We start from the raw sequence: 13,015 nt of genomic DNA, 5'->3' as shown, positions 1-13,015 counted from the left end.
CCCGAACTCCGTGGCGACGCAGGGGCGTTGAAGGGGTGGTACGTACGGCGTGCCCGCCACCGCTCCCGCGCTCTCGCGGCGGAACGGGCGTCACCGCGGGCTGAACGTCAGTCGGCACGTCACGCCGGAGACCCGCCGGCGGAACCTGCGGGGTCGACGGGCAGTTGGGATTCCCGCGTGAACCCACTGTGACGGTCGGCGGAGGCATCGCGCCCCCCGAGAGTGCGGTCCGGAGGCAATGCCGGGTCGCGTCGTGCAGGCCCCGGTCGACGGGCGGTACCTGCTGCGCCCCGCCCCGCACCCCGGCGGAGGTGCCTCCCGGTCCGTACAGCTCACGCCAGGACGCGATGCGGGCGACAAGCTGGTCGACTGGACCTGGACCCTGCACACCGCGCTGATGGAGCCGAGTATGGCAGTGATCGTGATCTTCGACAGTCTCGGTATGACCCGTGCGCTGTACGAGCAGGTCGCCCGGGGGATCACCGGCATGAACAAGGTCGCCGGCAAGCTCGGTGACTGGCCCGTGCCAGGGCTCATCTCGCACGTAGCCGCGCCCACGCCGGGCGGCTTCATCGTCGTGGACGTGTGGGAGTCCGAGGAGGCCTACCAGGCCTTCGCGGCGGTCGTCCTGCCGCTGCTGCGCGAGCTGGGCGCCCCCAACGTCGAGCCGCGGATCTATCCCGTCTTCAACCTGGTCACCTCGTAGCCCCGGGGGGGGTGCCTCTATGTCTTTCGTCAAGCGGTGGCTGGGGTGCGGGGTTCGTAGAAGGTGCTGTCGCGGAGCATGGCGAAGATGACGCTGGTGCGGTGGCGGGCGAGGCGGAGGAGGGCTTGGGTGTGGGTTTTGCCCCGGGCTCGGCATCTGTCGTAGTAGCTGCGGGAGGCCGGGTCGTGGAGGGCGGCGAACGCGGAGAGGAACATGGCGCGCTTCAGCTGCCGGTTGCCGGCTCTGGGGGCGTGTTCGCCGTGGATCGAGGTCCCCGACGACTTTGTCGCCGGTGCGAGACCGGCGTAGGAAGCCAGGTGGGCGGCGGTGGGAAACGAGCTGCCGTCGCCGATGGTGACCAGGAGAACTGCGGCGGTCCTGACGCCGACGCCGGGCATCGACGTCAGGACCGTGGAAAGAGGGTGGGCCTCCAGCAGGGCCTCGATCTGGGCTTCCAGGGCCCCGCGTTGCTCGTGGACGGCTGCGAGGGACTTGGCCAGCGAGGGCACGATCACATCCAGGGTGCCGGTCCCGGGGACGACGACGGTCTGTTCGTCGAGTGCGGCGAAGACGTCGTCGATGAGCCGTTCGGCCATGCGCGGAGCTCTGGGTCGGATGACCTCAATGAGCCTGCGGCGGCCCGCCTTTCGCAGGGCTGCCGGGGAGCCGTAGCGCTCCAGGAGCCAGGTGACCGCTGGGTGGTCCAGGCGTGGGCCCAGGACCCGTTCCAGGCTGGGGTGGAACTGGGTGAGCAGGCCGCGGATGCGGTTGGAGGTGCGGGTGGCCTCGGCGGCCAGGTCCTGGTCGAAGCCGACGAGCACGGTCAGCTCGGCAGTGATCTCGTCCGTCAGCTCCAGGGTGCGGAGGGTGTGGGGCATGGTGCGGGCGGCATCGGCGATGACCGTGGCGTCTTTCGCGTCGGTTTTGGCCTCGCCCGGGTAGAGGTCGGCGATCCGGCGCATCGCCAGTCCGGGCAAGTAGGCAACTTCGCAGCCGGCGTCCCGGGCGACTGCCAAGGGCAGGGCGCCGATCGAGGCGGGCTGGTCCACGACTACCAAGACGGTGCCGAACTTCTCGCGGAGTTTGTCGAAGACGGCCCGCAGTTTCGGTTCGCTGTTCGGAAGCAGTTTGTCGAAGACCTTCTTCCCGGTCGGGGTCAGCCCGTGGCCGTGGTGGGCGCTCTTGCCGACGTCCAGGCCGAGGAAGACGTCCACGTTGCTGATGTCGGTCACTGTGCCCCCACGTGTGTCGATGGCATGCCGGCCTCGGCGTTGGGGCCGCACGCGCGCATCCACGTTATGCAGACCTGCCGCCCGAAGGTTGGCCGGGCATTGCGCTCGGCCGGGCGGTGGTCGGACCTCTTATCAGCGTCTCCGACGGCACCCCTCGGGCCCGGTGACACCACCCCCCAGGTCATGGAATCGACAGGGGGCAACAGTCATGCCGGGCCCGGAGGCCAACGGCCCTCTTGCAGGACCGCGAAGAAGATAACGGGGGGTGAGACGCGCCGGAATCCGGTGCCGTTCTCAGCGGTGCTGTGCTGACCTGCCTCTTTCACTGCTTGGGCCTTCCTCCGCCGGGGGCGGTCAGGCACCCCACGCGCGGGACGGGCCGGGCTCGCCGAGTCACGCGCCGCCCACGGGCAACTCCAAGCGCGCCGTGGCGAACCGGCGCCACCCTCGACGCCGGCCCCACCGTCACGGCAATGCCACAGCCCTCCGGCGGCGTCCGCGTCTCCGGCGTCGTGGGCTCCGGCGCCGGCCAGCCCCGCACAGCTGGAGGCGAAGCCCTCCTCGCAGGATCAAGATCATCGGCCCGGCGCCGTCGCCTCGCCCTCCGCATCCCCTCCCCGCACCGGACAGGGAGACAGCAGGCACAAAAAGCCCTGGCCGGCGCGGAATCGGCCGGCCAGGTGCACGCAGGGAGGCGCTTGCAAGGACACGCCTGGTGGGGCGGGTGGGACTCGAACCCACGGCCGACGGATTATGAGTCCGCTGCTCTAACCGGCTGAGCTACCGCCCCGTTCGTCGGATCACGCACATGTGTGCGCGCCGCGTCTGCCGCAGCATAGCTGCTCATACGATCTCCCGCCCCTGCCGGGTGGTGCCGTACGGGAGGGAGGACCGCGAGCGCCCGGTGATCGGTTCCCACTCGCCCCAACAGACTTGCCCGGCAAAGAAAAAGAGCCCCCGGGGAGGGCTCTTTCGGTTGCTCCCGCGACTGGACTCGAACCAGTAACCTGCCGGTTAACAGCCGGCTGCTCTGCCGATTGAGCTACACGGGAATGCGCTGTCGGACGCGCCCACTTGGTCATGGGCCGCGTTCCTCGGCCGCGGGCATACATTAGCGCATGCCAGGGGGTACTCCGAAATCGGTATCGGTTCGTCCTCGCGTCACCGGGTAACCGATGAACCGATAGATCCGAGAGAAGGGTGGAGCCATGCGCTACCGGCTCACGTTCGTCGCTGGACTGGCCGTCGGGTACGTGTTCGGTACGCGTGCCGGCCGCGAGCGCTACGAGCGGCTGCGGCTGACGGCACAGCGACTGGCCGAGAATCCAGCGGTGCGCAACGCCACCGAGAGCGCGGCGCAGACCGGCCGTGAGGCCGCGTCCAAAGCGGCGGGGATCATGACGGAGAAGGTCGGGCACCGGCTGCCGGAGGCGGTCAACGAGCGGGTCCGCTCGCTCCGCGACCACAGGACGCCCGCGGGCGACGACTGGGGCTCCGGCAGCAAGTAGCCCGTAAGGAAGTAGGAAGAGCGCCGCGGTGGGCGGGGCGGAACACTATTCCGGCCCGCCCACCGTCGTCTGTGGTGCGGTGTGTGCCCGGAGTGAGACCGTGCGGACGGCCCGTCGTGCGCGGGCGGACGCGGTGGAGCGCGAGTCCTGCGGCCCGCCGCCAGGCGCCGCTCAGGAGCGGGGAAGCGGCCGGACGAGACCGGGGTCCAGGAGCGGCGCCATCAGGTCCCCGTCGTTCTCCAGCCGCAGGGGCATCTGATCGGCGAGGAAGACGAGTTCGTCCGCGGTCCCCGCGGCCGTCAGCTCCTCCCACGTCAGCGGGGCGGAGACGCTGGGCTGCTGCTTGGCGCGGAGTGTGTAGGGGGCGGCGGTGGTCTTGGCGGCGGCGTTCTGCGAGTGGTCGACGAAGACCTTGCCGGGGCGCAGCGCCCGGGCCATCTTGCTGAGTGCCAGGTCCGGCATGGCCGCCTCCGCCTCCAGGGCGATCTTCTTCGCGTACGCGGAGGCGGACGAGGACGGGGTGACCTCCACCGGTGCCAGCAGATGCAGCCCCTTGCCGCCGGAGGTCTTCGGGAGCACAGTGATGTCGTCCGACGCCAGCCGCTCCCGCAGCCACAGCGCGACGGTGCGGCACTCGAGGACACCGGCTCCCGGGCCGGGGTCGAGGTCGAAGACGAGCCGGTCCGCCCGTGCCTCGTGTTCGACGCGCCACTGAGGGGTGTGCAGCTCCAGCCCGGCGAGGTTCGCCGCCCACACGAGGGTGGCGAGGTCGTGGATCAGTACCTGGTGCAGCGGCGTGCTGCTGACCTCGGTGATCTCGCGGACGGTCACCCAGTCGGGGGCGCCGGGCGGCACGTTCTTGGCGAAGAAGGCTGCGGCGTCCACACCGTCGGGATACCGCAGGAAGGAGACGGGGCGCCCCCGCAGGTGCGGGAGAAGCGCGTCCACGACGGTCACGTAATAGTGCAGTGCCTCACCCTTGGTGAATCCGGTGGCCGGATAGAGCACCTTGTCGAGATTGCTGAGAGCGAGACGGCGGCCCTCGACCTCCGTGTACGGCATACCCTGAGAGTCCCACAGAAGGGACGAACCATGCGATCCATCTGGAAAGGGTCCATTTCCTTCGGGCTGGTCTCCATACCGATCAAGGTGGTTTCGGCCACCGAGAACCACAGCGTCTCCTTCCACCAGGTGCACACGTCCGACGGCGGGCGCATCCGCTACCGGAAGGTGTGCGAACTGGAGGAGCGGGAGGTGCCCCGCGAGGAGATCGGCAAGGGATTCGAGACCGGTGACGGGACGACCGTGCAGCTGACGGACACCGACCTGGCGGCGCTGCCGCTGCCGACGGCGAAGACCGTGGAGATCCTCGGCTTCGTCCCCGCCGAGGACGTGGATCCGATCCAGCTCGACCGCTCGTACTACCTCGCGGGTGACGGCCGCTCCGCGACCAAGCCGTACGCGCTGCTGCGGGAGGCGCTGAAGCGCTCGGGCAAGGTGGCCGTCGGCAAGCTGGCGATGCGGGGGCGGGAGAGCCTCGGGATGCTGCGTGTGTACGAGAACGTGATCGCGCTGCACACCATGCTCTGGCCGGACGAGATCCGCTCCGTCAGCGGCGTCGCGCCCGAGGAGGACGTCACCATCCGCGACGCGGAGCTCGATCTCGCGGACACCCTGATGGAGACGCTGGGGGAGCTGGACTGGGCGGAGCTGCACGACGAGTACAGGGAAGCCGTGGAGGAACTCGTCGCCGCCAAGGTCGAGGGCGTCGACACCTCCGCGATGGGCGAGGAGGCGGCCGCGGCCCCCGGCAAGGGCCAGGTCGTGGATCTCATGGCCGTGCTGGAGAGCAGCGTGCAGGCGGCCCGGCAGTCCCGGGGAGAGGGCGGGGAGACGGTCTCCCCGGACGCGACGGTGCACGAGCTGTCGAAGCAGCGGGGCGCCAAGAAGCCCTCCGGTACGAGGAAGACCGCAGCCGCGAAGCGGGCCTCGGGCTCGGCGAAGAAGGCCTCGGGCGGGAAGAGGGCGGCAGCGGCGAAGAAGGCGTCCGCGCCGGCGAAGAAGGCGGCGTCGAAGACCGCGGCGAGGCCCGCCGTGAAGAAGGCCACCCCCGCGAAGAGGACGTCGGGCACGGCGAAGAAGGCCACCGGTGCGAAGAAGGCCGCCCCCAGGAGCAGGGACCGGAGCGCCGCCAAGGGTGCCGCGAATAGCACGGCGAAGAGCGCGGCGAAGACTGCCGCGAAGACGGGCGCGAAGACTGCCGCGAAGAAGACCGCCCGCACGCGGAAGTCCGCATAGCAGGGATCCGGTGCCGGCGCGCGAGCGGCCGGGCCCGCCGAGGACGGCAGTGCCCCCGGCATTGTCGCCGGTGTCGTGACATGGCTAGGCTGTTCGCGATGCCGACCAGCTGTCGGTATTTCGAACCACGACGCAGAGCGAGCAAGGGGAGGGCGGGGGACATGGGACGCCTCGTGCCGGCCGTGACCAGGGCCCTGGACGTGCTGGAGCTCTTCCTCGACTGCGAGGGGACCCTCTCCGCCCCGGAGATCACGCGCAGGCTGCAGCTGCCCCGTACGACGGTGCACGAACTGGTGACGACGCTCACCGCCCGCAGCTATCTGGAACAGCCGCCGGAACAGCCGGGACGCTACCGGCTCGGCGTGCGCGGCTATCAGCTCGGCAGCCGCTACGCGGAACAGCTCGACCTCGCCGCCGAGGGGCAGCGGGTGGCGCGCAGCGTCGCCGACACGTGCGACGAGACCGTGCACGTGGCCATCCTCGAGGGCCGCGACGTCATCTACATCGCCAAGGTCGACAGCACGCACGCGGTGCGCATGGTCTCGGCCGCGGGCCGCCGGCTCCCCGCACACTGCACGTCCGTGGGGAAGATGCTGCTCGCCTCGCTGCCCGAGGAGGAGCTGGAGGCGACCCTGGCCGAGGGGGGCCCGTTCGTCGCCATGACGCCCGACTCCATCACCTCGCCGCGGGAGTTGCGGAAGGCGCTGGCGGACGTCCGCGAGCGCGGCGTCGCCGTCGAGCAGCAGGAGTCCAATCCCGATGTGAGCTGTGTGGCCGCGCCCGTGCGGGACTCGGGCGGGAAGGTCGTGGCCGCGCTGAGCATCTCGGTGCCGAACGTCCGCTGGAGCGATGAGCGCCGCGGCGAGCTGGAGGGGCTCGCGGTCAAGGGCGCGGCGGAACTGTCGGGCCGTCTCGGGCACCGGTGACGGGGTAGTACGGAGAAGACGTTCGCGCAGGCGGCACGGGTGTGCGGATCTCCGCAGGGATTCCGTGGGGAAGTCCATGCGGAGGGCCGGACGAAAAGGCCGTAGGAAAGGGCCGGACGAAGAGGCCGGACGAAAAGGCCGTACGGAAGAAGGAGTTGAGCGGCGTGCCCGAGTGGCCGGCGGTGGCGGTGGCGGTACGGACGCAGGCCCGGCTCGGAGAGGGCCCGACCTGGGACGGCGCGCGGCAGCGCCTGGTGTGGGTGGACATCCTCAACTCCCGTGTGCACACCTTCGATCCGTCCGACGGCGCCCGCACGGTCATGGTGACCGAACAGCATGTGGGGGCCGCGAAGCCGAGGGCCGGCGGCGGTCTCGTCGTCAACCTCCGTGACGGCATCGGGCTCTACGGCCCGGACGGCGCGTTCTCGTGGCTGCACCGCGAGGTTGTGCCCGGCCGGCGCGGCAACGACGCGGCCGTCGCCCCGGACGGCGCGCTGTGGGCGGGCAGCATGGCGTACGGCGAAGACGTGGGCGGCGGCGATCTCAAGCGCGTGACCGGGGACGGGGCTGCGGTGACGGTGCTGCCGGAGGTCACGGTCAGCAACGGCATCGGCTGGAGCCCCGACGGTTCGCTGATGTATTACAACGACACTCCCACGCGCCGCATCGACGTCTTCGACGTGCCCGGGGGCGCCGGTGAGGCTGGGGCGGACGTCTCCGGGAGGCGGGAGTTCGCGGAGATCGAGGAGGGCGCCGGCTATCCCGACGGACTGACTGTCGACGCCGACGGCTGCGTCTGGGTGGCGCTCTGGGACGGAGGTGCCGTCCGCCGCTACACACCCGACGGCAGGCTGGACCGCACGGTCGAGGTGCCCGTCCGGCGTCCCACGGCGTGCGCCTTCGGCGGCCCCGGCCTGCGGGATCTGTATGTGACGACCGCGAGCGTCGGGGCCGATCCCGCGGCCGCTCCGCTCGCGGGTTCTCTGCTGGTGCTCCCCGGCGTCGGGCAGGGACTGCCGCAGCCCGCCTTCGGGGGCTGATCCCCGCGGTGAGGAACCGGGCGCCTCGCCGGGCCCCCGGTCAGTACTCCTCGGGCTTCTTGTCGCCCAGCATGCGCTGCAACAGGTCGCGCAGCACGGTCCGTTCGTCCGGCGTCAGGCCCGCCAGGGGCTCGCGGGCGAAGTCGAGCGCTGCCCGGAGCCTCTCGGCCAGGTCGATGCCTTCCTCGGTGGCCGCGGCGAGCTTCACGCGGCGGTCCGCCGGGTCCGGGCGGCGCACGGCGAGGCCGCGTGACTCGAGGCGGTCCACGATCCCGGTGACGTTCGACGGTTCGCACTTGAGCTGGCGCGCCACCTGGCGCATGGGCGTCGGTTCGCGGGCGAGGAGCGCGAGGACGCGGGCCTGGGCGCCGGTCAGCGAGTGGTCGGCCGCGGCCAGTTCGTACTCCTCGTGGTAGCGCGCGACGACGGTGCCGATCAGGTCGACGACTTCCCGCGTCACGGGGTCGTTGCCGGATCTGCGGGTACCGGCGGAAGTGTGGGGGGTCATGGCGGCAGTCTAGCGATTTACTTGACAACATGAAATATCTAGGTGATAGGTTGTTTCACAACCTGAAGCATATTCGTCGAGAGGCCCCCACATGAGCTCGCCCGAATCCCTCCCCGCGACCGGCCGTGAATGGCACCTGGTCTCCCGGCCCCAGGGCTGGCCTGCTCCCGGTGACTTCGCGCTGCGTGAAGGCCCCGTCAGGGCGCCCGGCGAGGGGGAGATCCTGGTCCGGAACCTCCACCTTTCCGTCGACCCGTACATGCGCGGACGCATGAACGATGTGAAGTCCTACGTCCCGCCCTTCAAGCTCGACGAGCCGATGACGGGCGGCGCGATCGGCATCGTCACCGCGTCGCAGGCCGAGGGATTCGCCCCCGGGGACCATGTGCTGCACGACCTCGGCTGGCGGGAGCACGCCACACTGCGGGCCAGGTACGCCACCAAGGTCTCGCCCGAACTCGCCCCGCTCACCAGCTACTTGGGCGTGCTGGGCATGCCCGGCCTCACGGCGTACGCGGGCCTCCTGGAGGTTGCGTCGATGAAGAAGGGCGATGCCGTCTTCGTCTCGGGTGCCGCCGGGGCGGTCGGCAGCCAGGTCGGGCAGATCGCGAAGCTCAAGGGCGCCTCCCGGGTGATCGGCAGCGCGGGGTCGGACGAGAAGGTCCGTCTGCTCACGGAGGAGTACGGGTTCGACGCGGCGTTCAATTACAAGTCCGGCCCGGTGGCGGCCCAGTTGAAGGAGGCCGCCCCCTCCGGCATCGACGTCTACTTCGACAACGTCGGCGGTGAGCACCTGGAGGCGGCCATCAGCTCGCTCAACGTGCACGGCCGCGCCACGATCTGCGGCATGATCGCGCAGTACAACGCCACCGAACCCCCCGCCGCGCCGCGGAACCTCGCCATGGTGATCGGCAAGCGGCTGCGTCTGCAGGGGATGCTCGTGATGGACCACCAGGACCTGATGCCGCAGTTCTTCGAGGAGGTCTCGGGGTGGATCCGCTCCGGTGAGCTGAAGTACCGCGAGACCGTCGTCGAGGGCGTGGAGAACGCCGTCGACGCCTTCCTCGGTCTGCTCAAGGGTGAGAACACCGGCAAGATGATCGTCAGCCTCGCCGACTGACAGACTCACCACCGACCCGCGAACACCCGGAGTCGCCGGGGCGACCCGGCGACTCCGGTCGCACACACCTGCGCCGGGCCGCCGCCGAGGCGGTGGCCCGGGCACGGGAACGGCCGGACGGTCCCGGGCGCGAGACCTCCGGCCACGCCACCGAACAGGAGGATCGATCCATGTCCATCCAGCCCATCGACGTCAAGTACACCGCCGTCGCCACGGCGGAGAACGGCCGTGACGGCCGCGTCGCCAGTGACGACGGCAAGCTCGACGTCGTGGTCAACCCGCCCAAGGAGCTGGGCGGAAGCGGTGAGGGGACCAACCCCGAGCAGCTGTTCGCCGCCGGTTACAGCGCCTGCTTCCAGGGCGCGCTCGGCGTCGTCGCCCGCAAGGAGAAGGCGGACATCTCCGGGTCGACGGTGACGGCCAAGGTCGGCATCGGCGGCCTGCCCGAGGGCGGCTTCGGGCTCAAGGTCGCGCTCGAGGCGCACATACCGAACGTCGACGAGGCGACCGCCAAGGACCTGCTGGAGAAGGCGCACCAGGTCTGCCCGTACTCCAACGCCACCCGCGGCAACATCGAGGTCACCCTCGGCGTCGCCTGACGCGTTCGGTCCCGCCGCCGCCCGACGAGCGGCGGAGCACGTCAAGTGCGCTGCGCGGCACGCCCGTTCAGGGCGTGCCGTGCGATCGCGCCGGAGGGCCGCACGGCACAGCCGTGCGGCCCTCGCCCTCGCCCTCGCCCTCGCCCTCGCCCTCGCCCTCGCCCTCGCCCTCGCCCGGACGGTGTGACAGGCCCTACGAGCCGACCCGGCGCTTGTTCCACACGTCGAAGCCGACGGCCGCCAGCAGCACCAGGCCCTTGATGACCTGCTGATAGTCGGTGCCGATCCCGACCAGCGACATGCCGTTGTTGAGGACTCCGAGCACCAGGCCGCCGATCACCGCGCCGAGCACGGTGCCCACGCCGCCGCTCATCGAGGCGCCGCCGATGAACGCCGCCGCGATGGCCTCCAGTTCGAAGTTGATGCCGGCCTGCGGCGTGCCCGCGTTGAGCCGCGCCGCGTACACACATCCGGCGAGCGCGGCGAGCACGCCCATGTTCACGAACACGAGGAACGTGACCCGCTTGTCCTTCACGCCGGAGAGCTTCGCCGCCGCCTTGTTGCCGCCCAGCGCGTAGACATGACGGCCGACGACCGCGTTGCGCATCACGAAGCCGAGCCCGATGAGCAGCACGCACATGATGAGCAGCACCACCGGCACACCGTGGTAGCTGGCCAGCGTCAGCGTGAAGGCCACCACCGCTGCCACGATCGCCGTGCACTTCAGCACCCACAGGTTGAACGGCAGCACCTCCAGCTCGTACGCCAACTGCCGCCGCCTGTCCCGCCATTCCTGTACTAGGACGAAGGCGATGACGACGAGGCCGATGACCAGCGTGGGGTTGTGGTACTGGATGTACGGGCCCATCTCGGGGATGAAGCCCTGGGCGATGTCCTGGAAGCCCTTCGGGAAGGGGGCGATCGACTGGCCCTCCAGCAGGATCTGCGTGCCGCCGCGGAAGAGCAGCATCCCGGCCAGCGTCACGATGAAGGACGGGATGCCGATGTAGGCGATCCAGAAGCCCTGCCAGGCACCCGCGGCGGCACCGATCAGCAGCGACAGGACCAGGGCGAGCACCCATGGCATGTCGTGCTTGACCATCATCACCGCGGCGGCGGCCCCGACGAAGGCGGCGAGCGAGCCCACGGACAGGTCGATGTGGCCGGCGATGATGACGATCATCATGCCCATGGCCAGGATCAGGATGTAGCTGTTCTGCTGGACGATGTTGGAGACGTTGTTCGGCAGCAGCAGCGAACCGTCGGTCCATATCTGGAACAGCACGACGATGAGCGCCAGCGCGAAGAGCATGCCGTACTGGCGCATGTTGTTGCGGACGGCGCCCAGGAGGAGCGCCCCGGCGGAGGGCCCGCCGGAACCGGAGCCGGCCGGTGGCTGCGGACTTCCGTCCGGGTGGGCTTGTGTGTCTGTCGGTGTCGTCATGGTCGGCCCTCAGCTCTTGTCACTCGTGCCGTCGGCAGGGGTGGTGGTGCTCGTGGGTGTGCTGGTGTCGATGGATTCGGTCATGTGCCGCATCAGGACTTCCTGCGTCGCTTCCTCACGCGTGACCTCGCCGGTGAGCCGTCCCGCCGACATCGTGTAGATCCGGTCGCACATGCCCAGCAGTTCGGGCAGTTCGGAGGAGATGAAGACGACCGCCTTGCCCTCGGCGGCGAGCTTGTCGATGACCGCGTAGATCTCGTACTTGGCGCCGACGTCGATGCCGCGCGTCGGCTCGTCGAGGACGAGCACGTCCGGTTCGGCGTGGATCCACTTGCTCAGGACGACCTTCTGCTGGTTGCCGCCGCTGAGCCGCTGCACCTGCTCGTGGACCGTCGGCGCCTTGATGTTCATCGACTTCCGGTAGCGCTCTGCGACGCGCCGCTCCTCGTGCTCGTCGACGACGCCCCGTCGGGAGAGCCCGTCGAGCGAGGCGAGCGAGATGTTCCGGTTGATGTCGTCGATGAGGTTGAGCCCGTAGGTCTTGCGGTCCTCCGTCACGTACGCGATGCCGTGCGAGATCGCCTCCGGCACGGTGCGGGTGAGGACCTCGCGCCCCGCCACGGACACCGTGCCCCCCGCGTACTGGCCGTAGGAGCGGCCGAAGATGCTCATCGCCAGCTCCGTGCGGCCCGCGCCCATCAGCCCGGCGATGCCCAGGATCTCGCCGCGCCGCACCTCCAGTGAGACGTCGTCGACGACCTTGCGCTGATGGTCGATCGGATGCCGGACCGTCCAGCCGGAGACCGCCATGGCGACCTGCCCCGCGTCCTTCCCCGTGTAAGGGGTGCGCGGCGGGAAGCGCTGGTCCAGGTCGCGTCCGACCATGCCGCGGATGATGCGGTCCTCGGAGATCTCCGGCTCGTCGCCGGGGTGTTCGCGCACCGTGAGCGTCTCGATGGTGCGGCCGTCGCGCAGGATGGTGACGGAGTCGGCGATCTGCCGGATCTCGTTCAGCTTGTGGGAGATGACGATGCAGGCGATGCCCTGCCCGCGCAACTCCCGTATCAGTTCGAGGAGTTTGCGGCTGTCCTCGTCGTTGAGCGCGGCGGTCGGCTCGTCGAGGATGAGCAGCTTCACCTCCTTGGAGAGCGCCTTGGCGATCTCCACCAGCTGCTGTTTGCCGACACCGATGTCGGCGATGCGCGTCTGCGGCTTGTCCGGCAGACCGACCCGCTTCAGCAGCTTGTCGGCGCGCCGCATGGTCTCGCCCCAGCTGATGACCCCGCGGGTGGCGTGCTCGTTGCCGAGGAAGATGTTCTCGGCGAGGGAGAGGAAGGGCACCAGGGCGAGTTCCTGGTGGATGATCACAATGCCGCGCTGCTCGCTCGCCCGGATGTCCTTGAACGCGCAGGGCTCGCCGCCGAAGAGGATCTCGCCCTCGTAACTCCCGTGCGGGTGCACGCCGCTGAGCACCTTCACCAGCGTCGACTTGCCCGCGCCGTTCTCGCCGCAGACGGCGTGGATCTCGCCGGACCGCACCGTCAGATTGACGTCGGACAGCGCCTTGACCCCGGGGAAGGTCTTGGTGATACCGCGCATCTCCAGGATGTTGCCGCCGGTCCCCGCCGGCGCCG

11 protein-coding genes, 2 tRNA genes and 1 pseudogene are annotated in these 13,015 nt (G+C 70.0%); 7 read left to right on the top strand and 7 right to left on the bottom strand.

Features of this window, described 5'->3' with window-relative positions:
• Nucleotides 1-238: 238 nt before the first annotated feature.
• Nucleotides 239-706 (top strand): hypothetical protein, encoded by a 468-nt coding sequence (locus EV375_RS29590; protein WP_486588340.1) that lies wholly within the window; start codon nt 239-241, stop codon nt 704-706.
• Nucleotides 707-735: 29 nt separating this feature from the next.
• Here EV375_RS29590 and EV375_RS07280 read toward each other — a convergent pair whose 3' ends face one another.
• The 3 genes from EV375_RS07280 to EV375_RS07270 form a co-directional block, all read right to left on the bottom strand.
• A complete protein-coding gene (locus EV375_RS07280; protein ID WP_130298721.1) occupies nt 736-1,938 on the bottom strand; it encodes an IS110 family RNA-guided transposase in 1,203 nt (400 codons plus the stop codon).
• A gap of 713 nt (nt 1,939-2,651) precedes the next feature.
• Nucleotides 2,652-2,728 (bottom strand) — tRNA-Ile (locus EV375_RS07275).
• 189 nt (nt 2,729-2,917) lie between these two features.
• Nucleotides 2,918-2,990: transfer RNA gene (locus EV375_RS07270), tRNA-Asn, on the bottom strand.
• A 156-nt stretch (nt 2,991-3,146) separates the two neighbouring features.
• Between EV375_RS07270 and EV375_RS07265 the strand changes: the two genes are divergently transcribed.
• Entirely contained in the window at nt 3,147-3,446 is a 300-nt protein-coding gene (locus tag EV375_RS07265; RefSeq protein ID WP_130298720.1) for a YtxH domain-containing protein, read from the top strand.
• Nucleotides 3,447-3,617: 171 nt separating this feature from the next.
• Here the strand turns inward: EV375_RS07265 and ligD are convergent, their stop codons facing one another.
• The gene (ligD, locus tag EV375_RS07260; protein WP_130298719.1) at nt 3,618-4,508 is read right to left on the bottom strand and encodes a non-homologous end-joining DNA ligase; all 891 of its coding nucleotides are present in this window, start codon (nt 4,506-4,508) and stop codon (nt 3,618-3,620) included.
• Nucleotides 4,509-4,538: 30 nt separating this feature from the next.
• Between ligD and ku the strand changes: the two genes are divergently transcribed.
• From ku to EV375_RS07245, 3 genes are all read left to right on the top strand, one after another.
• Nucleotides 4,539-5,744 carry a non-homologous end joining protein Ku gene (gene ku / locus EV375_RS07255; protein WP_130298718.1) on the top strand — a complete coding sequence of 402 codons (1,206 nt, stop codon included), beginning with the start codon at nt 4,539-4,541 and terminating at the stop codon, nt 5,742-5,744.
• Between the two features lie 161 nt (nt 5,745-5,905).
• Nucleotides 5,906-6,670, top strand: coding sequence for an IclR family transcriptional regulator (locus tag EV375_RS07250; RefSeq protein WP_130298717.1), 765 nt, complete (start codon nt 5,906-5,908; stop codon nt 6,668-6,670).
• A gap of 164 nt (nt 6,671-6,834) precedes the next feature.
• The gene (locus tag EV375_RS07245) at nt 6,835-7,710 is read left to right on the top strand and encodes an SMP-30/gluconolactonase/LRE family protein (RefSeq protein WP_130298716.1); all 876 of its coding nucleotides are present in this window, start codon (nt 6,835-6,837) and stop codon (nt 7,708-7,710) included.
• 40 nt (nt 7,711-7,750) lie between these two features.
• Here the strand turns inward: EV375_RS07245 and EV375_RS07240 are convergent, their stop codons facing one another.
• A complete protein-coding gene (locus tag EV375_RS07240) occupies nt 7,751-8,218 on the bottom strand; it encodes a MarR family transcriptional regulator (protein ID WP_130298715.1) in 468 nt (155 codons plus the stop codon).
• Nucleotides 8,219-8,309: 91 nt separating this feature from the next.
• On the opposite strand from EV375_RS07240, the gene EV375_RS07235 reads away from it, so the two are divergent.
• Both EV375_RS07235 and EV375_RS07230 read left to right on the top strand, forming a co-directional pair.
• Nucleotides 8,310-9,338, top strand: coding sequence for an MDR family NADP-dependent oxidoreductase (locus EV375_RS07235; RefSeq protein ID WP_130298714.1), 1,029 nt, complete (start codon nt 8,310-8,312; stop codon nt 9,336-9,338).
• A gap of 170 nt (nt 9,339-9,508) precedes the next feature.
• Nucleotides 9,509-9,937: an organic hydroperoxide resistance protein gene (locus EV375_RS07230; protein WP_130298713.1), complete on the top strand. Its 429-nt coding sequence runs from the start codon at nt 9,509-9,511 to the stop codon at nt 9,935-9,937.
• Between the two features lie 193 nt (nt 9,938-10,130).
• Here EV375_RS07230 and mmsB read toward each other — a convergent pair whose 3' ends face one another.
• Together mmsB and mmsA are read right to left on the bottom strand one after the other, a co-directional pair.
• On the bottom strand, nt 10,131-11,381 hold the full coding sequence (gene mmsB, locus EV375_RS07225; protein ID WP_207228002.1) for a multiple monosaccharide ABC transporter permease: 1,251 nt from the start codon (nt 11,379-11,381) through the stop codon (nt 10,131-10,133).
• A gap of 9 nt (nt 11,382-11,390) precedes the next feature.
• Nucleotides 11,391-12,929 (bottom strand): annotated as a pseudogene (mmsA, locus tag EV375_RS07220) (multiple monosaccharide ABC transporter ATP-binding protein); the annotation flags it as partial.
• Between the last annotated feature and the right edge of the window lie 86 nt (nt 12,930-13,015).

The organism is Streptomyces sp. CNZ301, from assembly GCF_004217425.1.
Note: the sequence above shows the minus strand (reverse complement) of the source record. Positions and strands in the feature narration are given on the sequence as shown.